Source organism: Mycobacterium sp. H4Y (assembly GCF_000364405.1).
GTDB lineage: Bacteria > Actinomycetota > Actinomycetes > Mycobacteriales > Mycobacteriaceae > Mycobacterium > Mycobacterium intracellulare.
The window spans coordinates 683,122-706,337 of the sequence record NZ_AKIG01000002.1; the positions used below are offsets into that span (position 1 = coordinate 683,122).

The window sequence follows — 23,216 nt, forward strand, 5'->3', positions numbered from 1 at the left end:
CCTAATTGGGGCCGGTCCCCGTATCAGGTAGGACCGGGACGGACTTTCGCCAGTTGTGTCCGGTTCCTCAGCTGCCGCTGCACGGCCGCATCGTCACCGGACGGCCTTTAGAGCTGTTCGGTTTCCGCGTAGTCCTGGTCGTCGTAGGCGGCCTCGGTGGACCAGGTGCCGGTGGCGACGTCGTAGCCCGCGACCTGCGAGGGGTCGAAGCTCGCCGGGCTGTCCTTGAGCGACAGGCCCAGCTGGTGCAGCTTGACCTTCACCTCGTCGATGGACTTCTGACCGAAGTTGCGGATGTCCAGCAGGTCGGACTCGGTGCGCGACACCAGCTCGCCGACGGTGTGCACGCCCTCGCGCTTGAGGCAGTTGTAGGACCGCACGGTCAGGTCCAGGTCGTCGATCGGCAGCGCGAACGACGCGATGTGGTCGGCCTCCGCCGGCGACGGCCCGATCTCGATGCCCTCGGCCTCGACGTTGAGTTCGCGTGCCAGGCCGAACAATTCGACCAGGGTCTTGCCCGCGGACGCCAGCGCATCGCGGGGGTTGATCGAGCTCTTGGTCTCGACGTCGAGGATCAGCTTGTCGAAGTCGGTGCGCTGCTCGACGCGGGTGGCGTCCACCTTGTAGGTGACCTTGAGCACCGGCGAGTAGATGGAATCGACTGGGATGCGGCCGATTTCGGCGCCCGAGGCCCGGTTCTGAACGGCCGGCACGTAGCCACGGCCACGCTCGACGACCAGCTCGACCTCGAGCTTGCCCTTGTCGTTCAGCGTCGCGATGTGCAGGTCGGGGTTGTGCACCGTGACACCGGCTGGGGGGACGATGTCGCCCGCGGTGACCTCGCCCGGACCCTGCTTGCGCAGGTACATCGTGACGGGCTCGTCCTCCTCGGAGGACACCACCAGGCTCTTGAGGTTCAGGATGATCGCGGTGACGTCTTCCTTGACGCCGGGGACGGTGGTGAACTCGTGCAGCACGCCGTCGATGCGGATGCTGGTGACGGCCGCGCCCGGAATCGAGGACAGCAGCGTCCGGCGCAGCGAATTGCCCAGGGTGTAACCGAATCCGGGCTCCAGCGGCTCGATGACGAACTGGGAGCGGTTGTCTGTGAGGACTTCCTCCGACAGTGTGGGTCGCTGAGAGATCAGCATGGTGTTTCTTCTTCTCCTTCTCGGCACCCGCTATTTGATGCCGTTGGGTTTTCGGGCCGGCCGGCCCGAAAGTCACTTACTTCGAGTAGAACTCGACGATGAGCTGCTCGGTGAGCGGGACGTCGATCTGTGCCCGCTCGGGCAGCTGGTGGACGAGGATGCGCTGACGCTCCCCCACGACCTGCAGCCAGCTCGGGATCGGCCGGTCGCCCGCCGTCTCCCGCGCGATCTGGAACGGCACGGTGTTCAGCGAGCCGTCCCGCACGTCGATGATGTCGTACTGCGACACCCGGTAGCTGGGGACGTTCACGTGCACGCCGTTGACGCTGAAGTGTCCGTGGCTGACCAGTTGGCGGGCCATCCGGCGGGTGCGCGCCAGCCCGGCGCGGTAGACGACGTTGTCGAGCCGGCTTTCCAGGATCCGCAGCAGCTCTTCACCCGTCTTGCCGGGCTGCCGCACGGCCTCTTCGTAGTAGCGGCGGAACTGCTTTTCCATCACGCCGTAGGTGAAGCGGGCCTTCTGCTTCTCCTGCAGCTGCAGCAGGTATTCGCTTTCCTTGATCCGCGCGCGGCCGTGCTGGCCGGGCGGGTAGGGGCGCTTCTCGAACGCCTGGTCGCCACCGACGAGGTCGGTGCGCAGCCGGCGCGACTTGCGGGTGACGGGTCCGGTGTAACGAGCCATGAGTATCTCCTAGACCCTTCTGCGCTTCGGGGGGCGAACGCCGTTGTGCGGCTGGGGGGTGACGTCGGAGATCGCGCCGACCTCCAGTCCGGCGGCCTGCAGCGACCGGATCGCGGTCTCCCGGCCCGAGCCCGGTCCCTTGACGAACACGTCGACCTTCTTGACGCCGTGCTCCTGCGCCTTGCGGGCCGCGTTCTCGGCGGCCAGCTGCGCGGCGAACGGCGTCGACTTCCGCGAGCCCTTGAACCCGACGTGACCCGACGACGCCCAGGCGATGACGTTGCCCTGCGGGTCGGTGATCGTCACGATCGTGTTGTTGAACGTGCTCTTGATGTGGGCGGCGCCGTGCGGGACGTTCTTCTTTTCCCGGCGACGGGTCTTCTGCCCCTTCTTGGGGGCGGACGCTGCCTTCTTGGCTGGTGGCATGGGGGGTTACCTGGCCTTCTTCTTGCCGGCGATGGTGCGCTTGGGCCCCTTGCGGGTGCGCGCGTTGGTCTTGGTCCGCTGGCCGCGCACCGGCAGGCCGCGGCGGTGCCGCAGGCCCTGGTAGCAGCCGATCTCGATCTTGCGGCGGATGTCGGCCTGGACCTCGCGGCGCAGGTCACCCTCCACCTTCAGGTTGGCTTCGATGTAGTCGCGCAGGTGGGTCAGCTGGTCGTCGGTGAGGTCCCTGGTGCGCAGGTTCTTGTCGATCCCCGTCGCTTCGAGAATCTCGTTCGAACGGGTCCGGCCGACGCCGAAGATGTAAGTCAGCGCGATCTCCATCCGCTTGTCACGCGGCAGATCGACGCCTACTAGTCGAGCCATAGGTGGCGTTTCCTCTTTTTCTCGGCGGAGGTCTGATCCCAGCCCGTTCCCGATCTATCCGGGGCCCGGCCTCCGTCCGTGCGTGGATGAGCGACGTATTCGCTCAGTGGTGCTGGGAGGTCTGCATTCAGTTGTGTTGGTACCGCGGGGCGCCTGGCTCAGCCTTGGCGCTGCTTGTGGCGCGGATCGGAGCAGATCACCATGACCCGCCCGTGCCGACGGATCACCCTGCACTTGTCACAGATTGGCTTGACGCTCGGGTTCACCTTCACGGCTGTTCGATCCTGTTCTGTGTCGTTCGTAGGTTGTTCTGATCGGGCTTGTTACTTGTACCGGTACACGATGCGGCCCCGGGACAGGTCGTAGGGAGACAACTCCACCACCACCCGGTCCTCGGGCAGGATGCGGATGTAGTGCTGCCGCATCTTGCCACTGATGTGGGCAAGCACCTTGTGACCGTTCTCCAGCTCAATGCGGAACATCGCATTGGGCAGCGGCTCGACCACGCGGCCTTCGACCTCGATGGCGCCGTCTTTCTTGGCCATAACTAGTTAAGAATCCTCATCGTTTAGTCTCGTTCGCGTCTGCGCCCAGATCGGCGCGACATGGCGCACCGACTTGCAACGTGAGCCGGTGACAGGAAATTCCTAGGACTGGACACACAAAAAGTCGGCGCGGATGCCGCACCGTCGTTCCACGATACCTGGTCATCGGCGTCCACCAAAATCGCTGTCGGCGGAAGGCGGGCCGCCCGCTCGACCTCCCACACGCCCGCTGACGAGCGCATACTTAACGCCGATGACCAACCCCTCAAGCCAGCGCAAGCCCGTCATGCTCACCGTCGACGATGACCCCTCGGTGTCCCGTGCCGTCGCCCGCGACCTGCGCCGCCACTACGGCGAGGAGCACCGGATCGTGCGCGCGGAGTCGGGGCCCGACGCGCTGGGCACCCTCAAGGAGCTCAAACTGCGCGGCGAGACGGTCGCGCTGCTCATCGCCGACTACCGGATGCCGCAGATGAGCGGCATCGAGTTCCTCGAGCAGGCGATGGACCTGTATCCGGCCGCGCGCCGCGTGCTGCTGACCGCCTACGCCGACACCCACGCCGCCATCGACGCGATCAACGTCGTCGACCTGGACCACTACCTGCTCAAGCCGTGGGACCCGCCCGAGGAGAAGTTCTACCCCGTCATCGACGGGCTGCTGGACGCCTGGCGGGCCGCCCCCGAGCACCCCGTCCCGCACACCAAGGTGATCGGCCACCGCTGGTCGGCGCGGTCCTGGCAGGTGCGCGACTTCCTGGCCCGCAACGGCCTCTACTACACCTGGTTCATGGCCGACGAGCCCGCCGGCGAGCGGCTGCTCAACGCGGCCGGCGAGGACGGCCTGCGGCTGCCGGTGGTGGTCACCCAGCGCGGCGACACCCTCGTCGAACCCACGGACGCACAGCTGGCCGAGACCCTGGGCCTGACCACCACGCCGTCGCAGGAGTTCTACGACCTGATCGTGGTCGGCGGCGGGCCCGCGGGCCTGGCCGCCGCCGTGTACGGCGCCTCCGAGGGCCTGCGCACCGTGCTCATCGAGCACATCGCGACCGGCGGTCAGGCCGGGCAGAGCTCGCGCATCGAGAACTACCTGGGCTTCCCGGACGGGGTTTCGGGCGGCCAGCTGGCCGACCGCGCCCGCCGCCAGGCCGAGAAGTTCGGCGCCGAATTGATCACCGCCCGCAAGGCGACCGCCCTCGAGGTGAACGGGTCCAAGCGCACCGTGCGCTTCGCCGACGGCGGCTCGATCGACGCGCACGCGGTCATCCTGGCCACCGGCGTCGCCTACCGCCAGCTGGACGCCGAAGGGTGCGCCGAGCTCACCGGCTGCGGCATCTACTACGGGGCGGCGGTCTCGATCGCCGCGGAGTGCGAAGACGAAGAGGTCTACGTGATCGGTGGGGCCAACTCGGCCGGGCAGGCCGCCATGTACCTGTCGCGCACGGCCAAATCGGTCAACATCGTGGTGCGCGCCCCCTCCCTGGAGGCGTCGATGTCCTACTACCTGATCCAGCAGATCGAGGCCAACCCCAAGATCAACGTGCTGACCTGCACCGAGGTGCAGCGCGCCACCGGCGACGGCCATCTCGAGCAGCTGAGCCTGGTCAACAACCGGACCGGCGAGACCGAGGACGTCACCTGCGGCCGGATGTTCATCTTCATCGGGGCCGCCCCGCGCACCGACTGGCTGGACGGGGTGCTGGCCCGCGACGACCACGGCTTCATCCTGACCGGCCCGGACCTGCGCAACGTGTGCGGCTGGACGCTGGACCGCCCGCCGCATCAGCTGGAAACCAGCGTGCCGGGGGTCTTCGCCACCGGCGACGTCCGCTCGACGTCGGCCAAGCGGGTCGCGGCGGCCGTCGGCGAAGGGTCGATGGCCGTGATGCTGGTCCACCGCTACCTGGCCGAATCATGACCGGCGCCGAATCGATCAAGGTCCCCTGCGAGCCCGACGAGCTGCGCAGCCTGTTTCTGTTCGAGGCGCTCACCGACGAGCAGCTTGCGGTGCTGTGCGCGGCGGGCCACATCGAAACCTACGAACCGGGCCCGATCTGCGTCGAAGGCGAACCGGCGACCTGCTTCTACGTGCTGATCGAGGGCGAGCTGATGATGTCCAAGCTCTCCGGCGGCCAGGACATCGAGACCAACCGCACCTCGCAGCGCGGCGTGTACTGCGGGGCCTGGCGGGCGTTCACCGGCGGAAAACAGAAGAGCTACGACGCCTCGGTGCACGTGACCCGGCCGTCGCGGTTCTTCGTGATGGACGCGCCGGTGTTCGCCCAATTCATGCGCGACCAGTTCCCGATGGCCGTCCACCTGCTCGACGGCATCGCCGTCGGCACCGACCGGACCCGCCGCATCATCGACAACCGGGAGAAGCTGCTGGCGCTGGGCCGGCTGTCGGCCGGGCTGACCCACCAGCTCAACAACCCGGCCGCGGCGATCTCGCGGGCCGCGTCGGATCTGCGCGAACGGGTGGCCAGCATGCGGCACAAGCTGGCGATGCTCGCCGACGGCACCGTCTCCCCCGAGGCGCTCAGCGCCCTGGTCCGGCTGCAGGAGAGGGTCGCCGAGCAGGTCGCGAAGTCCGCCTCGCAGCATCTGAGCGCGCTGGAGACCGCCGACCGCGAGGACGCCGTCGGCGACTGGCTGGAGGCCCACGGCATCGACGGCGGCTGGGACATCGCGCCGACGTTCGTCGAGGGCGGCATCGACACCGATTGGCTGGAGCGGATTTCCGCGGTCAGCGAGGAGCTCGCGTCGACGTCGGCGGAGCAGGCGATCCGGTGGATCAACTACACCATCGAGAGCGAACTGCTGATGAACCAGATCCTCGAAGCGAGCAAACGGATTTCGGCCCTGGTCGCCGACGCCAAACAGTATTCGCAGCTGGATCGCGCGCCGTTCCAGGTGACCAACGTGCACGAGCTGCTGCGCAGCACGCTGGTGATGTTCGCCGACCGGCTGACCAAGGACGGCGGCAAAAACTCGCACGCCATCGCCGTGGTCAAGGACTTCGACCAGTCGCTTCCCGAAATCCCTTGCTATCCGGGTGATCTCAATCAAGTGTGGACCAACATCATCGACAACGCGATCGCCGCGATGCGCGATACCGGCGGCACGCTGACCATCCGCACCTGCCGGGAAGGCGAGCACATGGCCCGCGTCGAGATCTGCGACACCGGCCCGGGCATACCCGAGGACGTGCGCGAGCACATCTTCGAACCGTTCTTCACCACCAAGCCGTTCGGCGAGGGCACCGGCCTGGGCCTGGATCTGGCGTTCAACATCGTGGTCAAGAAGCATCGCGGGGACCTGCGAGTGGAATCGGCGCCCGGCGACACCCGATTCATCGTGCTGCTGCCACTGCAACCGCCCGCCGCCGACATCGCCCCCGACCTCGACGGCCCGGAAGAAAACGTCACGACCCCGGAATAGGACTGGAATAGGGCCGCACCGCGCCCGGTTGGGAAGACCATGACCGATGCAGCAAGCAAGCCCGATCTCGGCCGGTTCGGATCGTTCGGACGCGGCGTCACACCCCAGCAGGCCAAGGACATCGAGGCGCTGGGCTACGGGGCCGTCTGGGTCGGCGGGTCGCCTCCCGCCGAGCTGTCCTGGGTCGAACCCCTCCTGGAAGCCACGACGACGCTGCAGGTGGGCACCGGCATCGTCAACATCTGGACCGCGGCCGCGGGGCCCGTCGCCGAGTCCTTCCACCGCATCGACAAGGGGTACCCGGGCCGCTTCCTGCTGGGCATCGGCGTCGGCCATCCCGAGGCTCACACCGAGTACCGCAAGCCCTACGACGCCCTGGTCGACTACCTGAAGCAGCTCGACGACTACGGGGTGCCCGCCAACCGCCGGGTCGTCGCCGCGCTCGGGCCGCGCGTGCTGCGGCTGTCCGCGGAGCGCTCCGCCGGAGCACACCCCTACCTGACCACGCCGGAACACACCGCGCGGGCCCGCGAGATCATCGGCCCGTCGGCGTTCCTGGCCCCCGAGCACAAGGCGATCCTGACCACCGACGCCGAGAAGGCACGGGCGGTCGGCCGCAAGGCGCTCGACGTCTATTTCAATCTCGCCAACTACCGAAACAACTGGAAGCGGCTGGGTTTCGGCGAGGACGAGGTCACCCGGCCGGGCAGCGACCGGCTGGTGGACGCGGTGGTGGCCTATGGCACCGTGGACCAGATCGCGGCGCGGCTCACCGAGCACCTCGAGGCCGGCGCCGATCACGTCCCGGTGCAGGTCCTGACCAAGGATGAAAACCTGGTCTCGGCGCTGGCCGAACTGGCGGGGCCACTGGGACTGAATCCGTCCTGACGACCGGCAGGGGGAGCTGGATGACCGAGGGAGTTTCGCTCAAGCCCGACCTGGGCCAGTTCGGCGTGTGGCTGCCGACGCGATCCATCCAACCCGAGTTGGCGGCGGGGATCGAATCGCTGGGCTACGGCGCCGCCTGGATCGGCGGCTCGCCGGACGCCGAGTTGTCCTGGGTCGAACCGGCCCTGGCGCGCACCACGTCGCTGCAGCTGGCCACCGGAATCGTCAACATCTGGTCGGCGCCCGCCGCGGCCGTCGCCGAGTCGTTCCGCCGCATCGAAACTCACCACCCGGGAAGGTTTTTGCTCGGCGTCGGGGTCGGCCACCCCGAGCACACCGGAGAGTACGTCAAACCGTACGACGCCCTGGTCTCCTACCTCGACGAACTCGACGCGGCGCTGGTGCCGACCAGCCGCCGGGTGGTTGCCGCGCTCGGGCCGCGGGTGCTGCGGCTCGCCGCGCGACGCAGCGCCGGCGCACATCCCTACCTGACCACCCCGGAACACACGGCCAAGGCGCGCGAGTTGCTCGGCGGGGCAGTGTATTTGGCGCCCGAGCACAAGGTGGTGCTGAGCACGGACGCCGAACAGGCCCGCGAGATCGGCCGCCAGACCGTCGAGCATTATCTGGGCCTGAGCAACTACGTGAACAATTGGCTGCGGCTGGGGTTCACCGAAGCCGACGTGCGCACGCCCGGCAGCGACCGGCTGATCGACGCGGTGGTCGCCCACGGCACCCCGGAGGCGATCGCGGGCCGGCTGCGCGAGCACCTGGACGCCGGGGCCGACCACGTGGCCATCCAGGTGCTGGGCGGCTATTCCGAAGAAACCCTGCTACCTGCGCTGACCGAATTGGCCGGCGCTCTGGGGCTAACTGCCGCAAACTGACCCATCGGCTCGGTTAGGGTTTGGGGCATGCGGTTACTGGTCACCGGCGGCGCTGGTTTCATCGGCGCCAATTTCGTGCACAGCACCGTTCGCGAGCACCCCGAGGACTCGGTGACCGTGCTCGACGCCCTGACCTATGCGGGCCGGCGCGAGTCACTGGCCGGCGTCGAGGACGCCATCGAGCTGGTGGTCGGCGACATCACCGATGCCGAACTGGTGTCGCGGCTGGTCGCCGAATCCGACGCCGTGGTGCACTTCGCCGCGGAGAGCCACGTCGACAATGCGCTGGAGGGCCCCGAGCCGTTCCTGCACACCAACGTGGTCGGCACCTTCACCATCCTCGAAGCGGTGCGGCGTTACGGTGTGCGGCTGCACCACATCTCGACCGACGAGGTCTACGGCGACCTGGAGCTCGACGACCCCCAGCGGTTCACCGAGGCGACGCCGTACAACCCGTCCAGCCCCTATTCGGCGACCAAGGCCGCCGCCGACATGCTGGTGCGGGCCTGGGTGCGCTCATACGGGGTGCGCGCGACGATCTCGAACTGCTCCAACAACTACGGGCCGTATCAGCACGTCGAGAAGTTCATCCCGCGGCAGATCACCAACGTGCTCACCGGGCGGCGGCCCAAGCTCTACGGCGCCGGCGCCAACGTCCGGGACTGGATCCACGTCGACGACCACAACAGCGCGGTGCGGCGCATCCTGGAGAAGGGCGAGATCGGCCGGACGTATTTGATCAGCTCCGAGGGCGAGCGCGACAACCTGACCGTGTTGCGGACGCTGCTGCAGATGATGGGCCGCGAACCCGACGACTTCGACCATGTCACCGATCGCGCCGGCCACGACCTGCGCTACGCGATCGACCCATCGACGCTGTACGACGAATTGTGTTGGGCGCCAAAGCATACCGACTTCGAGGAGGGGCTGCGTGAGACCATCGACTGGTACCGCGCGAACGAATCATGGTGGCGCCCGTTGAAGGACGCCTCCGAAGCCCGCTACGAAGAACGTGGGCAGTGACGTGGAAGTTCGCGAGCTGAAAGTTCCCGGCGCCTGGGAGATCACCCCCGCCGTTCATGGCGATTCGCGGGGCCATTTCTTCGAATGGCTGACCGACAAGGGATTCAGGTCCTTCGCCGGTCACCGGCTGGAGGTTCGGCAGGCCAATTGCTCGGTGTCATCGGCCGGCGTGCTGCGCGGCCTGCACTTCGCCCAGGTACCGCCGAGCCAGGCCAAGTACGTGACCTGCGTGCGCGGGGCGGTATTCGACGTCGTCGTCGACATCCGGGTGGGCTCACCGACATTCGGTCAGTGGGACTCGGTGCTGCTCGACGACACCGAGCACAGGACGATCTACCTCTCCGAGGGCCTCGGACACGGTTTCCTGGCGCTGCAAGACAATTCGACGGTGATGTACTTGTGCTCGGCGGAATACAACCCGCAACGCGAACACACCATTTGCGCAACCGATCCGGCGCTGGGGATCGATTGGCCTCTGGTGGACGGCGCGCCGCCCACCCTGTCCGACCGCGACGCGGCGGCCCCCAGCCTCGACGACGTACGCGCCTCCGGCCTGCTCCCCACCTGGGAGGAGACGAACGCGTTCGTCGAGGGTTTGCGGGCAAAGCCCGCGAATTGACGCGGGTGATCGGCGTCGCCCATTCGAGCGATGTGCGTTATCCCGCACCATTGTTGACGCGCGCGGCGCGCAAAATCATTTTCACCGCCTGAGCTGCCTATTAGACGCATATCTATTAACGTTCCCCATTGCGGGGGCCGAATTGGACCAGTACCGTAAACCGGCCCAATTCAGTATTCGGTGGCGCTAGGATTGCGCCGATGAAACTCGGGCAGGTGTTCGATCCGCGAAGCAATGCGCTCAACGCATGGCGGTTAGCGCTCGCGGGCGAGGTCATCTTCTGGCACACCTACCCGGTCCGGGGTCATCTGCCTTCGGTGCGGGCGGTTCTTCAGCTGCTGCTCTGCGTCGGCGTCGACGGATTCTTCGCGATCTCGGGCTTTCTCATCACCGCGAGTTGGATCAGCAACCCGCGGCTGCGCGCGTACCTGGCCGCGCGGGCGCTTCGCATCCTGCCCGGCTTCTACGTCTGCATGATCGTGACGGCGTTCGTCTTCGCCCCGCTGAGCGTGGCGATCCAGGGCGGCTCCGCGGCCAGGCTGCTGTTCTCGTTCGCCCCGTTCGAATATGTCCTCAAGAACATCGCGGTGATGTGGCTCAAGCCCGACGTCGGCGGCACCCCGCACGACATTCCCAACGCGGGCATCTGGAACGCGTCGCTGTGGTCGTTGTTCTGGGAAGTGATGTGCTATCTCGTCGTCGCGATCATCGGCATCGCCGGACTCGCCAACCGCCGGTGGGTTTCGTTGACGATTTTGGTGATGGCGGCAATCGGCGCGTCACTCATGCCGCCCGTCCGGTTCCCCGACGTGTTCCATCACCCCGAGGGCAACATAGCGACCACTCTCATCTTCATGGCGTGCCGCGCCGCCATCATGTTTGCGGCTGGAGCGTTCTTGTGTCAATGGCGGGACGTGATTCCCGCTCGCTGGTCGCTGGTCGCGGTGAGCGTGGTCATCGTGCTGGCGGCCGGCCAGCTGCCGGACTACCGGGTGGTCGCCGCCATCCCGCTCGCCTATGCGGTCGTCGTCTCGGGCTCCCTGCTGCAAAGCAGGCGGTTGAGATTGCGCACTGACCTGTCCTACGGCATGTACATCTACGCCTTCCCGATCCAGCAGTTGCTGATCGTCCTTGGGTTCATCAGCCTCACCCCCATCGTGTTCTGCCTCACCGTCGCGGTAGCGACCCTGCCGCTGGCCGCGGCAAGCTGGTTCCTCATTGAGAAACCGGCCAGGTCCCTGAAGTCGCGTTTCAAAGGGAAACCTTTTGCCTCTCGGTCGCAAGCGCCGGTCGCATTGCCACCAGAGGTCTCGGGTGCTGCTTAGCACCGGTCACGGCGTGTATCGACGTTAGGTCACCGGTCCACCGGCACGTCGTTTTGGTCGTTGTCGCCCGACCGAGCCCGCCTATGTCGCCCGACCGATACGATGGCGCCCGAGGGAGCGCGGCGTACACGTGGACGGAGGCCGATGAAACTCGGGCAGGTATTCGATCCGCGCAAAAATGCGCTGAACGCACTGAGGTTGGCGCTGGCGGCTGAGGTGATGCTGTTCCATTCCTGGCCGATTACGGGCCATACGCTACCGAAGACTTTCCTCCAGCTCCTATTCTCGGTTGGAGTAGACGGGTTTTTTGCTATCTCAGGCTTCCTCATCACTCGGAGTTGGCTCACCGACCCGCGCCTGCGCGACTACCTCGCAGCCCGCGCCCTTCGTATCCTGCCCGGCTTCTACGTCTGCTTGATCGTGACCGCGTTCGGCTTCGCCCCGCTCAGCGTGGCGATCCAGGGTGGTTCGGTGGCCAACTTGCTTCGATCCACCGCGCCCCTTGAATACGTATTGAAAAACAGCGCGGTCGCCTATCTGCAGCCCAATGTCGGCGCAACACTGAACGGTGTACAGGGCGGAACTGCTTGGAATGGTTCGCTGTGGTCCTTGATCTGGGAGTTGCTGTGCTACTTCGCCGTTGCCGGACTGGGCGTGGCGGGACTAGCCAACCGCCGGTGGGTTTCTCCCGCGATCTTAATGCTGGCTACCGGTCTCGCGACTGTGTTACCCCCGCTGACTTTCCCCGGGTTATGGACCATCCCACAGTTGGCTGTGCGCTCGGCCATCATGTTTTCAGCCGGGGCGCTTATGTACCAGTGGCGTGACACGATTCCGGCCAATTGGTCGCTCGTGGCGGTCAGCGTCGCAATTGTGTTGGCGGCCAATCGGCTTCCCGATTACCGGGTCGTCGGCGCCCTGCCGCTGGCCTATGCCGTCATCGTATCTGGTGCCCTACTGCAGGGCCGTCGCTTGAGATTGCACACCGACCTGTCCTATGGCGTCTACATCTACGCCTTTCCAATCCAACGATTATTGGCCGTCTGCGGGCTCTCTCACCTCCAGCCAGTTCTGTTCTTCCTCGTTGCCGCGACGGCTACCCTGCCGCTGGCGGCCGCCAGCTGGTTCTTCATCGAAAAGCCCTCGATGTCCCTCAAACGGCGCCTACGCCGCAAGTGGTCCGCCCCCGTCACCTCCAGCTCCGAGGAGCCGCCCCCAGTCAGCAAAGCCGACGTCATTGGCGACCGGCCCGGTCCGGGTTTGAGCGAAACCGCCTAGCTCCCAATCGCGTTCAAACCCGCTGAAAACGCCAGCCGTCTCGACGGAGTGGCATAGACTGCCGCCGACAACTGGGGATAACGGGTGGAGGGCAATGAAGCTCGGGCAGGCATTCGACACGCGGAATAACGCACTCAACGCATGGCGGTTGGTGCTGGCAGTTTCCGTGATCATGGGGCACTCCTTCACGCTCACGGGCCGCCCGTCCCCGACGGGAATCGTCGGGCATCTTCTTGGCTCAGGAGGGGTTGACGGCTTCTTCGCGGTCTCCGGATTCCTCATCACCGCCAGCTGGCTGCGCCAACCCCAACTGCGGGAATACCTGACGGCGCGAGCTCTTCGCATTCTGCCCGGGTATTACGTGTGCCTTATCGTCACCGCCTTCATCATCGCTCCCATCGGTGTGGCGATTCAGGGTGGCGCAGCGCTGAAGCTCCTCTTCTCAGCCGCGCCCTTCCAGTACGTCTTGATGAACATCGCGGTGGCGACGCTCAAGGTCGATGTCGGCGGAACACCGACCGGGATCCCTTATCCGGGAACATGGAACAGTTCGCTGTGGACGCTCATGTTCGAGCTCGCCTGCTACTTCGTCGTTGCCGGCCTGGGTGTGGTCGGGTTCGCCAATCGCCGCTGGGTTTCGCCGGCAATCCTGGCGATGGCCGTGCTTAGCGCAGCCTTATTGCCACCCTTCAGCGTGCACGAACCATTCACGCTCCAATTTGCCGCCGCCAGCGCCCGCTTCGCCATCATGTTCGCTGCGGGAGCGCTCCTCTACCAGTGGCGAGACGTCATTCCGGCGCGGTGGTGGCTCGTCGGGGTGAGTGTCGCAGTCGTCCTGCTGGGCGGGACCCTACTGCCGGATTACCGCAGGCTCGGAGGCATACCGCTTGCGTACGCGATCATCGTCTCGGGCGCACTGATCCGAAACAAGCGCTTGAGGTTACGTACCGATCTCTCGTATGGGGTGTACATCTACGCGTTCCCGACTCAACAGTTGCTGGTGATCTGTGGGGTTGGCGTTCTGAATCCGAACGTGTTCTCGATAGTGGCCACACTGTGCACCCTTCCGCTGGCCGCGCTGAGCTGGTTCGTCATCGAAAAGCCTGCGATGTCTCTCAAACGCCGACTCAAAAAGAGGTGGTCCGGGCCCGCCGCGGCCGAATCGGACCCCAGGGTGGCAGAGACCGACACAGAACGTCCCGCTGCCACGGCCGATGCGACGGCCGACCGGCCGGCCCCGAACGGCACCGGCGCCGCCTAGCCGGGTTCGGCCCTCTGACAAAATAAAAAGGCTCAATCGTCCCCGCTCCAACAGCGGTAACATCCGCGAAGCGGGGGGTGCACGACGGGCGGTGGCCGATGACCCTCGGACAAGCTTTCAATGGGGGAAACAACGCGCTGAACGCGTGGCGGCTGGTGCTGGCTGCCGAGGTGATGCTGTGGCACTGCTGGCCCATCACCGGCCGGATGCCACCCGCGGCGACGCTGCAACTTCTGTTCTCGATAGGGGTGGACGGCTTCTTCGCGATCTCGGGGTTCCTCATCACCAGGAGTTGGCTCGACGACCCGCACGTGCGTGACTACCTGACCGCCCGCGCCCTTCGTATCCTGCCCGGCTACTACGCTTGCCTCATCGTGACGGCGTTCGCCTTCGCCCCCCTCACCGTGGCTATCCAGGGCGGCTCGGTCGGCGAGCTCGTGTGCTCCGGCGGGCCGCTCGAATACGTCCTGAAAAACAGCGCGGTGGCTTATGTCCATCTCGATGTCGGCGGAACACCAAGCGGGATACCACATTCCGGGCTCTGGAACGGTTCGCTGTGGTCGCTGGTCTGGGAAGTGATCTGCTATCTCGCCGTCGCCGGTATCGGTATGGCGGGCCTGGCCCATCACCGCTGGGTCTCTCCGGCAATACTCGTCGTGGCTACGGGTCTGGCAACGGCGATGCCGCCGATGACGTTCCCGGGGGTATGGACCATCCCCCAGATCGCCGTGCGTTCGGCGATCATGTTCGCCGCCGGAGCCGTCCTCTATCAATGGAGAGAGGTGATCCCCGCGCGGTGGCCGCTCGTCGGGGTGAGCGTCGTCATCGTGCTGGCGTCCAGCATGCTGCCCGATTACCGTACGGTCGCCGCCCTTCCGTTGGCCTACGCGATCATCGTGTCCGGAGCCTTGCTGAAGAGCAGCCGCTTGAGGCTACGCACGGATCTGTCCTACGGCGTCTACATCTACGCGTTCCCGACCCAGCAACTCTTGGCCGTGTGCGGCCTTGCGCGTCTTCAACCCGTTGCGTTCTTTCTCGTCGCCGCCGCGGCGACGCTACCCGTGGCCGCGGCAAGCTGGTTCCTCATCGAAAAGCCCTCGATGGCTCTCAAGCGCCGGCTCAAACGGAAGTGGTCTGACGCCGCGAAAGCCGAAGGCGGCCACCCCGCCACCACAACAGCAGGATGACCACTTCGGCGGCCACGCTGATCGCCGCATGAGGCGACGGATCCCAGCCCCGTTCGGAGAAGCCGAAAAGCCCCACGGTCCGCGACAGCGCGAAGGCGACCAGAGATCCGGCGGCCATCGCGGCACCGGCCCAGCGCAGCCACGCGGGACCGCCGGCCACGATCAGCAGAGCGATCGCCAATGACACACTGGCCTGCACCAGGAATCCCGTGCCGATGGCCGGAATGCGTTGGTAGCCATGGACATAGAGGTAGGCGTGGCTGACGGCGCTGAGGGCCAACGACGCGGCGAGCCCGAGCCGCACCAGGGCGCCGATCACCGCAACGCCCGCTCTTTCAGCGCCAGCGCGGACTCTCCCGTGGTGTAGCCGACCTCGCGGATACCCAATGCGTCGCGCAGCTTGCCGGCCGGCAGCGTCACCGGTTTGGGCGCGGGCCCGTCACCGGGTCTGGGCAGCGGGTACGCGGTGGCGGTGCCGCTGTGAAACGTCACATTGTCCTCCGTTTTGGAAAACAGCTGGTGGACATGGCCATTGAGGCACGTGACGGAGGAGAACCGGCGCAGGTAGCTCAGCGCCTGGGCGGCGTCGTCGGTGCCCCAGCCCCATTGGGGGTACATCGCGAACAAGGGGATGTGACTGAACACGATGATCGGGGTGTCGCTCGGCAGATGGGCGACGTCCTTCTTGACGAACTCCAGCTGATCCACCCCCAGATGGCCCAGCTTGCGCAGGTTCAACGTGTTGACGAGCGCGATCAGGTGCACACCGGCGATGTCGAAGCTGTACCAGCCGTCGCCAACCGCGGCCGCGCCGAAGGTGTTTCGGTACTTCTGTCCCGCGTCGTCGACGGAGTCGTGCTCGCCCGGCACGGTGAACACGTGGGGCGTCTTCAGACCGCTCATCATCTGCTTCGCCTGGTCGAACTGTTCGGGGCTGGAAAGGTGAGTGAGGTCGCCGGTGTGGATGACGAAATCCGGTGTGTAGCCGAGGCTGTTGACCTTGTCGATCGCGTCGCTGAACGTCGCCGCGACGTCCCTGTTGGGCGCACCGTTGAAGCCGAGGTGGCTGTCGCTGATTTGGGCGAACCGCAGGGCGGGCCGGACGTGCGCGCGCTGAGCCGCCGCTTCCCCGGCGACATGCGAGATGACCTCGCCCCCGGCCACGGTCAACCCGACCGCCGCCCCGAACCACGCCGTGTGCCGGAGGAGCTGGCGCCGGGTCATGGCATCGTCGCCCGGGCGGCCGGTCATCCCGTCACCACCACGGTGCCGCGCATCATCGGATGAATCGAGCAGACATAGTCGAAAGTCCCAGGGGCGGAGAAGGTGTGGGCGAAGGTCGCTCCGGTTCCCATGCCGGGTGAGTGAAATGAGCCGTCACTTGCGGCGACCGTATGGGGTTCCTCGTCGCGGTTGGTCCAGGTGACGGTGGTCCCGGCCGGCACCGTCAGGTTCGGCGGCGCGAAAGCGAAGCCGTCGATGGTGACCTGGTTGGCGCCGGCTGCGGGGGGCGGCGCGGTGATCGACACCCCGGCGGTGGGCGCGGGGGTGGTCGCCACGGAGCGCGGCCGGCCACAGCCGGGCGATGAGATCACGCTCGCGGCCAGCACGGCCGCCAAAAGCCTTCGACGCAGGGCGATATCCATGCCCACAGATAGGGCGGCGGGTTACACCGTTCAGGCGCGGCGCCCCGGAGCGAAGACCTCGATAGCACCGTCGACCTCACGAACCATCAATTCGGGCAACGGTTTTGGTGCGATCGGCAACTGGTGGGTGAGCACCTGCCCGCTGGGCGAGAACGACGTGGTGTGGCAGGGGCAGCGCAAGGTGTCTTCGGGCGCGTCGAACCACAGCTTGCACCCTTGATGGGTGCACACCCCCGATATCGCGTGCACGTTGCCGTCGATGCGCCGGACGAATCCGGTCACCGAACCCAGATCGAAAGCGCGCATGGCCCCGTCGGGCACGTCCGAGCTGGAGGCGACGCGCTGCCAGCTTCCCTCGTTGGGGGTGAGTTGCCCGGCGGCGTTATCCGGGGCACTCGGTCGCCGATGGCGACCGGAGATCACTGCGCGATCGAGGGAAACCGCGGCGACCGCGGCCGTCGCCGCGGCCGACGTGCCGACGATGACCTGGCGGCGCGTGCCGGTGCGCCCGGGCGGGGTTCGCGGCGGCGTGCCTGACATCTGCTCGCCGATGCGACGGTGCAGATCGGCGAGGAATTCCGGGCGCGGCGTGTCATCCCCGCTGCGGGCGGCCCGCAGCTCGATGGCGGTGCGCAGCTGCGCCGCCTCGAAGTCGTCGGGCGCGAACGGCCTGGGCCGGCGCCCCCGCAACAGATCGTCGACATAGCGTCGCAAGCCCCGCGCATTCATTGCTTGCCCCCATCGTTGACCTGCGCCGCCAGCCGCAGGGCGCGGTGCTGGAGCACTTTGGCATTGGGCACGCTGATTCCGAGTTCCGCGGCCGACTCCTTGATCGAATTGCCGCGCAGAAAGCGCGATTCCAGGATCAGGCGATACCGATCCGGCAGGGCGTCCAGGACGCGGGCCACCCGCTGCGGCGCGGTGCTGATCGCCTCCTCGCTGTCGGCCGGTTGCTCGATGTCCTCGATCGAGGTGATCTCCCGTCCCAGGGTCTGGCGCCAGTGTGCGGCCAGCACCGTCCTGGCCGTGGCCCGCAGGTAGGCGCGCACCTCGGCCACGCTCACGGTCAGGCGCAGCGGCCGCAGCGCGGCGAGGAACACCTCGGCGGTGAGGTCTTCGGCGTCGGTCCGGTTGCCGACGCGCGCGAACAGCGTGCGGTACACCCACCCCACGTTGTCGGAGTACACGGCCTCCCAGTCCGGGTAGCCGGGCTCATGCCCGGCGCCGGGTACCGCGCGCAGGGGTCGCGGCCCGACGGGATCGCTTCTTGCCGCCACATGCCTCCTTCACCCGATCAATATCGGCTCGGGTTACACGGGTCAGCGCGCGGCGAGCGCGGCCTCGGCGGCCATCAGCTCGTCGAGCTTGGTGGCGGTGGCGGAAAACACGGACTTGGCGATGCCCAGTATCCGGTCGCGGACCCGGGGCTTCGCCGACGCGGACGGCAGCAGGTGGCCGATCAGGTGACCGAACAGGTCCAGGCGCGCCGTCGACAACCACGACATCAAGTCCGGGTCGTCCAACCAGCGCAGCTGGTTGCTGTAATCGGCCCACGCCAGCCGTAGCCAGTCGATGTCGGTGTCCGGATGCGGCAGCGGCACGCAAAGCTCGTTTTTCAGCGAGTCGTCGCGGTACGCGGCCTCCACGTGGGCGATCAGCGCCGCGCTGAAGATCTGTTGGCAGCCCCGGACGCTCTGCAGGGTGATGCGGTTGGAATCGAATATCGGTGTGGCGGGCCGCTTTTCGGCGCCGTCGGCGGTGCAGTCGAGATAGAGCTCGCGGCCGCTGACCGCCACGGCGCCCCGGTCGAGGACCATCGTGTCGGCCTCGATGGCCCGCAGGTGCCCCATCCGCACGACGTCGGTGATCCGCCGCAGCTGCTCGAGTTCGAGGCGGGTGACGGTGGCGCAGCGGTACATGGCGGGACGGATCGCCGGGTCGATCCGCAGCAGCAGGCCGGCCTCTTCGAGGCGGTCGAACAGATCCCGCACCGACGCCGCGTCGTTGATGGCGCGCAGTTGCGCGGTGAAGCCGGCCTTGATCTTCTCGGCGAACAACGCGCCGGGCTGCATGGTCTCGCGGTCCAGCAGCCAGGAATCGCGCGGCATGATCCAGGTGAGCCGACCCGGCTCGACACCCTGGCCCAGTAGCCACAGGCAGGTGTCGATGCCGGTCTTGCCCGCCCCGACGATCACGTAGCGCTCGTGGGCGCCGCGGCGTGGCAGGTCGCCGGGCGGGACGCAGTCGATGCCGGGCGCGACCCGATACGGCGGCGGGCGCATCGCGGGGACCGTGACCCGCATGTAGGTGGCGTCGACGATGCGGCGCGCCACCCGGACGGTGTAGTCGGCGCCGGCGAGCGTGCGGAACCGGGCTTCACCACGGTGTTCGCCGAGGTATTCGCTCATCGGGAAGTAGCTGACCCGCCCGCTGGGCAGCAGCCGCCGGCGCATGATGTGGTCGTAGTAGGCGCAGATCTCGCCGGCGGTGGCCAGTTCGTAAAGCCCCCGGTTCCAACCGACTTTGTCGATGGCGTCGCCACCCAGCGGCAGGGAGTTGACGCCGTAGAACGCCGAGGGCTGGTGCAGCCGCACGAATGGGTAGGCCATGGTCCAGTGCCCGCCGGGCGCGTGGTTGCGGTCCACCACCACGACGCGGGCCTGCGCCGCTGAGGCTTCGGCGACCAGCGCGTCGATGAACGCCATGGCCATGGCGCCCGCCCCGACCACCAGGTAGTCGGCCTCGATGGTGTGCATACCGCTGTCAGGCTAGCCCGCCACCCACCTTGCCAAGGCCCGAACCGGGTTACTAGGATATGCAAGTATCCGCTTGAGCGCGTCAACCACATCCGAGGGCCCCATGACCACACAGATTCCCCACTTCATCGACGGTCGGCGCACCGCCGGCCAGCCCGGCCGCACCGCCGACGTCTTCGACCCCAGCACCGGGAGTGTCCAGGCCCAGGTGCCGATGGCCGGCCAGGCCGACATCGACGCCGCGGTGGCGTCGGCCCTCGAGGCCCAAAAAGGTTGGGCCGCAACGAATCCGCAACGCCGCGCGCGGGTGATGATGCGTTTCATCGAGCTGGTCAACAAACACAACGACGAGCTGGCCGAGCTGCTGTCGCGCGAGCACGGCAAGACCCTGGCCGACGCCAAGGGCGACATCCAGCGCGGCATCGAGGTCATCGAGTTCGCCATCGGCATCCCGCACCTGCTCAAGGGCGAATACAGCGAGGGCGCCGGTCCGGGCATCGACGTCTATTCGCTGCGCCAGCCGCTGGGCGTGGTCGCGGGCATCACGCCGTTCAACTTCCCGGCGATGATCCCGTTGTGGAAGGCCGGCCCGGCGCTGGCCTGCGGCAACGCGTTCGTGCTCAAGCCCAGCGAGCGCGACCCGTCGGTCCCGGTGCGCCTCGCCGAACTCTTCGTCGAGGCCGGCCTGCCACCGGGCGTGTTCCAGGTCGTGCACGGCGACAAGGAGGCCGTCGACGCCATCCTGAACCACCCGGACATCCAGGCGGTCGGGTTCGTCGGCAGCTCCGACATCGCTCAGTACATCTACGCCGGGGCCGCGGCCACCGGCAAGCGTTCGCAGTGCTTCGGCGGCGCGAAGAACCACATGATCGTGATGCCCGATGCCGACCTGGACCAGGCCGTCGACGCGCTGATCGGCGCGGGATACGGCAGCGCGGGCGAGCGCTGCATGGCGATCAGCGTCGCGGTCCCGGTCGGTGAGCAGACCGCGGACCGGCTGCGCGCCCGGCTCATCGAGCGGATCAACAACCTGCGCGTGGGCCACAGCCTGGACCCCAAGGCCGATTACGGTCCGCTGGTGACCGAAGCCGCCGTGGCGCGGGTGCGCGACTACATCGGCCAGGGCGTCGACGCGGGCGCCGAATTGGTCATCGACGGCCGCGAACGCGCCAGCGACGACCTGACTTTCGGTGACGCCAACCTCGAAGGCGGCTTCTTCATCGGGCCGACCCTGTTCGACCACGTCACCCCGGACATGTCGATCTACACCGACGAGATCTTCGGGCCCGTCCTGTGCATCGTGCGCGCCCACGACTACGAGGAGGCCCTGCGTCTGCCGTCCGAGCACGAGTACGGAAACGGCGTGGCCATCTTCGCCCGCGACGGCGACGCCGCCCGCGACTTCGTCTCCCGCGTGCAGGTCGGGATGGTCGGTGTCAACGTGCCGATCCCGGTGCCGGTGGCCTACCACACCTTCGGCGGCTGGAAGCGCTCCGGCTTCGGCGACCTCAACCAGCACGGTCCGTCGTCGATCCTCTTCTACACCAAGACCAAGACGGTGACGTCGCGGTGGCCGTCCGGCATCAAGGACGGCGCCGAATTCGTCATTCCCACAATGGATTAGAACCGAGAAGGAATTCCGGCCTCACTATGTTTACCCTTGACGACGACGAACGGGTGATCACCGAGACGGCCGCCGCGTTCGCCGCCAAGCGCCTTGCCCCGCACGCCCTGGAATGGGATGCGGCCAAGCACTTTCCGACCGACGTGCTGCGTGAGTCGGCGGAGCTCGGCATGGCGGCGATCTACTGCCGCGAGGACGTCGGCGGCAGCGGGCTGCGCCGGCTCGACGGGGTCCGCATCTTCGAGCAGCTGGCGATCGCCGACCCCACCACCGCCGCGTTCCTGTCGATCCACAACATGTGCGCGTGGATGATCGACACGTTCGGCACCGCCGAACAGCGCAAGGACTGGGTCCCGCGGTTGGCCTCGATGGACGTCATCGCCAGCTACTGCCTCACCGAGCCGGGCGCCGGCTCCGACGCCAGCGCGTTGAGCACCCGCGCGGTCAAAGAGGGCGGCGATTATGTCCTCGACGGGGTCAAGCAGTTCATCTCGGGCGCGGGCGCCTCGGACGTCTACGTGGTGATGGCCAGGACCGGCGGCGACGGCCCGCGCGGCATCTCGGCGTTCGTCATCGAAAAGGACAGTGCGGGGCTGAGTTTCGGCGCGCCGGAGGAGAAGATGGGCTGGCATGCCCAGCCCACCGCCCAGGTGATCCTGGAGGGCGTGCGGGTGCCGGCCGAGGCGATGCTGGGTGGCGCGGACGGCGAGGGCGCCGGATTCGGCATCGCGATGAACGGCCTCAACGGCGGCCGGCTCAACATCGCCGCGTGCTCGCTCGGTGGCGCCCAGGCCGCCGCCGACAAGGCGGGAACCTACGTTCGCGATCGGCAGGCGTTCGGCAAGTCCCTGCTCGACGAACCGACCATCCGGTTCACCCTGGCCGACATGGCGACCGGCCTCGAGACGTCGCGCATGATGTTGTGGCGCGCGGCCAATGCGTTGGACACCGACGATCCCGACAAGGTCGAGTTGTGCGCGATGGCCAAGCGTTACGTCACCGACACCTGCTTCGAGGTCGCCGACAAGGCCCTGCAGCTGCACGGCGGCTACGGCTACCTGCGCGAGTATGGTCTGGAAAAGATCGTGCGCGACCTGCGGGTGCACCGGATCCTGGAAGGCACCAACGAAATCATGCGAGTGGTCATCGGTCGGGCAGAAGCCGCACGGTTCAGAGCTTCTCCGGCAACCGCATAGAAGGGTCTTCAGATGACCGAGCACGTGACCGTGGCTTTCCTGGGGTTGGGCCACATGGGCGGGCCCATGGCGACGAACCTCGTTGCGGCCAACCACGCGGTGCGCGGATTCGACCCGGTGCCCGCGGCGCTGTCCGCGGCCGCGGCGGCCGGCGTCGCCGCCTTCGACACCGCCGTCGACGCGGTGGCCGGTGCGGACGTGGTCATCACCATGCTGCCCAACGGCGAGTTGGTGAAGCGCTGCTACGCGGAGATCCTGCCCGCGGCGCGGCCCGGTGCTCTGTTCATCGACAGCTCCACGATCTCGGTCGCCGACGCCCGCGAGGTGCATGCGCTGGCGGAGTCGCGCGGCATCGCCCAGCTGGACGCGCCCGTCTCGGGCGGGGTGAACGGCGCGGTCGCCGGGACGCTGGCGTTCATGGTGGGCGGTGACGACGCCGCCCTGCAACGCGCGCGGCCGGTGCTGGAACCCATGGCGGGCAAGATCATTCACTGCGGCGCCGCCGGGGCGGGCCAGGCCGCCAAGGTGTGCAACAACATGGTGCTGGCGGTGCAGCAGATCGCGATCGGCGAGGCGTTCGTCCTGGCCGAAAAGCTCGGCCTGTCGGCGCAGTCGCTGTTCGACGTGATCACCGGGGCGACCGGAAACTGCTGGGCCGTGCACACCAATTGCCCTGTGCCGGGCCCGGTCCCGACGTCGCCGGCCAACAACGACTTCAAGCCGGGGTTTGCGACCGCGCTGATGAACAAGGACCTTGGACTGGCGATGGATGCGGTGTCCTCGAGCGGTTCGACCGCCCCCCTGGGCCGCCACGCCGCCGAGATCTACGCTGAGTTCGTTGCGTCGGACGCCTCCCACGGTGACAAGGACTTCAGCGCGATCATCGAGACGCTGCGTTGA

Annotated in this window: 25 protein-coding genes; 13 read left to right on the plus strand and 12 right to left on the minus strand. The window is 67.1% G+C overall.

The genetic code is table 11. The features are described from left to right. Positions 1-107: 107 nt before the first annotated feature. The 6 genes from W7U_RS17005 to infA all read right to left on the minus strand — a co-directional run bounded on the left by W7U_RS17005 (position 108) and on the right by infA (position 3,185). On the minus strand, positions 108-1,151 hold the full coding sequence (locus W7U_RS17005) for a DNA-directed RNA polymerase subunit alpha (RefSeq protein WP_008260253.1): 1,044 nt from the start codon (positions 1,149-1,151) through the stop codon (positions 108-110). Between the two features lie 76 nt (positions 1,152-1,227). Beyond that, complete coding sequence (gene rpsD, locus W7U_RS17010) at positions 1,228-1,833, minus strand: 30S ribosomal protein S4 (protein ID WP_008260255.1); 606 nt, start codon at positions 1,831-1,833, stop codon at positions 1,228-1,230. A gap of 9 nt (positions 1,834-1,842) precedes the next feature. Beyond that, positions 1,843-2,259 carry a 30S ribosomal protein S11 gene (gene rpsK / locus W7U_RS17015; RefSeq protein WP_008260256.1) on the minus strand — a complete coding sequence of 139 codons (417 nt, stop codon included), beginning with the start codon at positions 2,257-2,259 and terminating at the stop codon, positions 1,843-1,845. A gap of 6 nt (positions 2,260-2,265) precedes the next feature. Then, positions 2,266-2,640 carry a 30S ribosomal protein S13 gene (gene rpsM / locus W7U_RS17020; RefSeq protein ID WP_008260257.1) on the minus strand — a complete coding sequence of 125 codons (375 nt, stop codon included), beginning with the start codon at positions 2,638-2,640 and terminating at the stop codon, positions 2,266-2,268. A 158-nt stretch (positions 2,641-2,798) separates the two neighbouring features. After that, positions 2,799-2,912 (minus strand): 50S ribosomal protein L36, encoded by a 114-nt coding sequence (gene rpmJ, locus W7U_RS25700; protein WP_003879483.1) that lies wholly within the window; start codon positions 2,910-2,912, stop codon positions 2,799-2,801. Between the two features lie 51 nt (positions 2,913-2,963). Beyond that, entirely contained in the window at positions 2,964-3,185 is a 222-nt protein-coding gene (gene infA / locus W7U_RS17025) for a translation initiation factor IF-1 (RefSeq protein ID WP_003418601.1), read from the minus strand. Positions 3,186-3,438: 253 nt separating this feature from the next. Here infA and W7U_RS17030 point away from each other — a divergent pair, with 253 nt between their 5' ends. The 10 genes from W7U_RS17030 (at position 3,439) to W7U_RS17075 (ending at position 15,094) form a co-directional block, all read left to right on the plus strand. Beyond that, positions 3,439-5,103 (plus strand): FAD-dependent oxidoreductase, encoded by a 1,665-nt coding sequence (locus tag W7U_RS17030; RefSeq protein ID WP_008260494.1) that lies wholly within the window; start codon positions 3,439-3,441, stop codon positions 5,101-5,103. Further along, positions 5,100-6,626: an ATP-binding protein gene (locus tag W7U_RS17035; RefSeq protein WP_008260495.1), complete on the plus strand. Its 1,527-nt coding sequence runs from the start codon at positions 5,100-5,102 to the stop codon at positions 6,624-6,626. Before W7U_RS17030 ends, W7U_RS17035 begins: the two co-directional genes overlap by 4 nt. Positions 6,627-6,665: 39 nt before the next feature. Then, entirely contained in the window at positions 6,666-7,514 is an 849-nt protein-coding gene (locus W7U_RS17040) for an LLM class F420-dependent oxidoreductase (protein ID WP_008260497.1), read from the plus strand. A 20-nt stretch (positions 7,515-7,534) separates the two neighbouring features. Beyond that, the gene (locus tag W7U_RS17045; protein ID WP_008260498.1) at positions 7,535-8,401 is read left to right on the plus strand and encodes an LLM class F420-dependent oxidoreductase; all 867 of its coding nucleotides are present in this window, start codon (positions 7,535-7,537) and stop codon (positions 8,399-8,401) included. Between the two features lie 27 nt (positions 8,402-8,428). Further along, on the plus strand, positions 8,429-9,424 hold the full coding sequence (rfbB, locus tag W7U_RS17050) for a dTDP-glucose 4,6-dehydratase (RefSeq protein WP_008260499.1): 996 nt from the start codon (positions 8,429-8,431) through the stop codon (positions 9,422-9,424). Position 9,425: 1 nt separating this feature from the next. Continuing rightward, complete coding sequence (gene rfbC, locus W7U_RS17055; RefSeq protein WP_036429607.1) at positions 9,426-10,043, plus strand: dTDP-4-dehydrorhamnose 3,5-epimerase; 618 nt, start codon at positions 9,426-9,428, stop codon at positions 10,041-10,043. A gap of 200 nt (positions 10,044-10,243) precedes the next feature. Continuing rightward, positions 10,244-11,368: an acyltransferase gene (locus W7U_RS17060; RefSeq protein ID WP_008260501.1), complete on the plus strand. Its 1,125-nt coding sequence runs from the start codon at positions 10,244-10,246 to the stop codon at positions 11,366-11,368. Positions 11,369-11,512: 144 nt separating this feature from the next. After that, the gene (locus tag W7U_RS17065) at positions 11,513-12,646 is read left to right on the plus strand and encodes an acyltransferase (protein ID WP_008260502.1); all 1,134 of its coding nucleotides are present in this window, start codon (positions 11,513-11,515) and stop codon (positions 12,644-12,646) included. A 94-nt stretch (positions 12,647-12,740) separates the two neighbouring features. After that, the gene (locus tag W7U_RS17070) at positions 12,741-13,907 is read left to right on the plus strand and encodes an acyltransferase (RefSeq protein WP_008260504.1); all 1,167 of its coding nucleotides are present in this window, start codon (positions 12,741-12,743) and stop codon (positions 13,905-13,907) included. Between the two features lie 98 nt (positions 13,908-14,005). Continuing rightward, on the plus strand, positions 14,006-15,094 hold the full coding sequence (locus W7U_RS17075; protein ID WP_008260506.1) for an acyltransferase: 1,089 nt from the start codon (positions 14,006-14,008) through the stop codon (positions 15,092-15,094). Here W7U_RS17075 and W7U_RS17080 read toward each other — a convergent pair. From W7U_RS17080 to W7U_RS17105, 6 genes are all read right to left on the minus strand, one after another. Beyond that, on the minus strand, positions 15,027-15,413 hold the full coding sequence (locus W7U_RS17080; protein ID WP_008260507.1) for a hypothetical protein: 387 nt from the start codon (positions 15,411-15,413) through the stop codon (positions 15,027-15,029). The genes W7U_RS17075 and W7U_RS17080 overlap by 68 nt on opposite strands. Next, on the minus strand, positions 15,410-16,345 hold the full coding sequence (locus tag W7U_RS17085) for a metallophosphoesterase (RefSeq protein ID WP_008260508.1): 936 nt from the start codon (positions 16,343-16,345) through the stop codon (positions 15,410-15,412). The genes W7U_RS17080 and W7U_RS17085 overlap by 4 nt, the downstream gene beginning before the upstream one ends. After that, on the minus strand, positions 16,342-16,740 hold the full coding sequence (locus W7U_RS17090) for a cupredoxin family copper-binding protein (protein WP_036429491.1): 399 nt from the start codon (positions 16,738-16,740) through the stop codon (positions 16,342-16,344). The genes W7U_RS17085 and W7U_RS17090 overlap by 4 nt, the downstream gene beginning before the upstream one ends. Positions 16,741-16,770: 30 nt before the next feature. After that, a complete protein-coding gene (locus tag W7U_RS17095) occupies positions 16,771-17,469 on the minus strand; it encodes a Rieske 2Fe-2S domain-containing protein (protein ID WP_008260511.1) in 699 nt (232 codons plus the stop codon). Beyond that, positions 17,466-17,981: a sigma-70 family RNA polymerase sigma factor gene (locus tag W7U_RS17100; protein WP_224125954.1), complete on the minus strand. Its 516-nt coding sequence runs from the start codon at positions 17,979-17,981 to the stop codon at positions 17,466-17,468. The genes W7U_RS17095 and W7U_RS17100 overlap by 4 nt, the downstream gene beginning before the upstream one ends. A 78-nt stretch (positions 17,982-18,059) precedes the next feature. After that, positions 18,060-19,496, minus strand: coding sequence for a hypothetical protein (locus W7U_RS17105; protein ID WP_008260514.1), 1,437 nt, complete (start codon positions 19,494-19,496; stop codon positions 18,060-18,062). Between the two features lie 103 nt (positions 19,497-19,599). On the opposite strand from W7U_RS17105, the gene W7U_RS17110 reads away from it, so the two are divergent. From W7U_RS17110 to mmsB, 3 genes are read left to right on the plus strand one after another with little or no spacing between them, the layout of a single operon-like run. Next, positions 19,600-21,120, plus strand: a complete 1,521-nt coding sequence (locus tag W7U_RS17110; RefSeq protein ID WP_008260516.1) for a CoA-acylating methylmalonate-semialdehyde dehydrogenase — start codon at positions 19,600-19,602, stop codon at positions 21,118-21,120. Between the two features lie 26 nt (positions 21,121-21,146). Next, positions 21,147-22,316 carry an isobutyryl-CoA dehydrogenase gene (locus W7U_RS17115; RefSeq protein ID WP_008260518.1) on the plus strand — a complete coding sequence of 390 codons (1,170 nt, stop codon included), beginning with the start codon at positions 21,147-21,149 and terminating at the stop codon, positions 22,314-22,316. 12 nt (positions 22,317-22,328) lie between these two features. Then, positions 22,329-23,216, plus strand: coding sequence for a 3-hydroxyisobutyrate dehydrogenase (gene mmsB, locus W7U_RS17120; RefSeq protein ID WP_008260520.1), 888 nt, complete (start codon positions 22,329-22,331; stop codon positions 23,214-23,216).

Coding starts and splice junctions, on each gene's coding strand:
- infA (WP_003418601.1), bottom strand. CDS start 3,185: ATGGCCAAGAAAGACGGCGCCATCGAGGTCGAAGGCCGCGTGGTCGAG.
- W7U_RS17030 (WP_008260494.1), top strand. CDS start 3,439: ATGACCAACCCCTCAAGCCAGCGCAAGCCCGTCATGCTCACCGTCGAC.
- rfbB (WP_008260499.1), top strand. CDS start 8,429: ATGCGGTTACTGGTCACCGGCGGCGCTGGTTTCATCGGCGCCAATTTC.
- W7U_RS17090 (WP_036429491.1), bottom strand. CDS start 16,740: ATGGATATCGCCCTGCGTCGAAGGCTTTTGGCGGCCGTGCTGGCCGCG.
- W7U_RS17065 (WP_008260502.1), top strand. CDS start 11,513: ATGAAACTCGGGCAGGTATTCGATCCGCGCAAAAATGCGCTGAACGCA.
- W7U_RS17035 (WP_008260495.1), top strand. CDS start 5,100: ATGACCGGCGCCGAATCGATCAAGGTCCCCTGCGAGCCCGACGAGCTG.
- W7U_RS17095 (WP_008260511.1), bottom strand. CDS start 17,469: ATGAATGCGCGGGGCTTGCGACGCTATGTCGACGATCTGTTGCGGGGG.
- mmsB (WP_008260520.1), top strand. CDS start 22,329: ATGACCGAGCACGTGACCGTGGCTTTCCTGGGGTTGGGCCACATGGGC.
- rpsK (WP_008260256.1), bottom strand. CDS start 2,259: ATGCCACCAGCCAAGAAGGCAGCGTCCGCCCCCAAGAAGGGGCAGAAG.
- W7U_RS17045 (WP_008260498.1), top strand. CDS start 7,535: ATGACCGAGGGAGTTTCGCTCAAGCCCGACCTGGGCCAGTTCGGCGTG.
- rpsM (WP_008260257.1), bottom strand. CDS start 2,640: ATGGCTCGACTAGTAGGCGTCGATCTGCCGCGTGACAAGCGGATGGAG.
- W7U_RS17105 (WP_008260514.1), bottom strand. CDS start 19,496: ATGCACACCATCGAGGCCGACTACCTGGTGGTCGGGGCGGGCGCCATG.
- rpsD (WP_008260255.1), bottom strand. CDS start 1,833: ATGGCTCGTTACACCGGACCCGTCACCCGCAAGTCGCGCCGGCTGCGC.
- W7U_RS17060 (WP_008260501.1), top strand. CDS start 10,244: ATGAAACTCGGGCAGGTGTTCGATCCGCGAAGCAATGCGCTCAACGCA.
- W7U_RS17115 (WP_008260518.1), top strand. CDS start 21,147: ATGTTTACCCTTGACGACGACGAACGGGTGATCACCGAGACGGCCGCC.
- W7U_RS17085 (WP_008260508.1), bottom strand. CDS start 16,345: ATGACCGGCCGCCCGGGCGACGATGCCATGACCCGGCGCCAGCTCCTC.
- W7U_RS17005 (WP_008260253.1), bottom strand. CDS start 1,151: ATGCTGATCTCTCAGCGACCCACACTGTCGGAGGAAGTCCTCACAGAC.
- W7U_RS17040 (WP_008260497.1), top strand. CDS start 6,666: ATGACCGATGCAGCAAGCAAGCCCGATCTCGGCCGGTTCGGATCGTTC.
- W7U_RS17075 (WP_008260506.1), top strand. CDS start 14,006: ATGACCCTCGGACAAGCTTTCAATGGGGGAAACAACGCGCTGAACGCG.
- W7U_RS17110 (WP_008260516.1), top strand. CDS start 19,600: ATGACCACACAGATTCCCCACTTCATCGACGGTCGGCGCACCGCCGGC.
- W7U_RS17070 (WP_008260504.1), top strand. CDS start 12,741: ATGAAGCTCGGGCAGGCATTCGACACGCGGAATAACGCACTCAACGCA.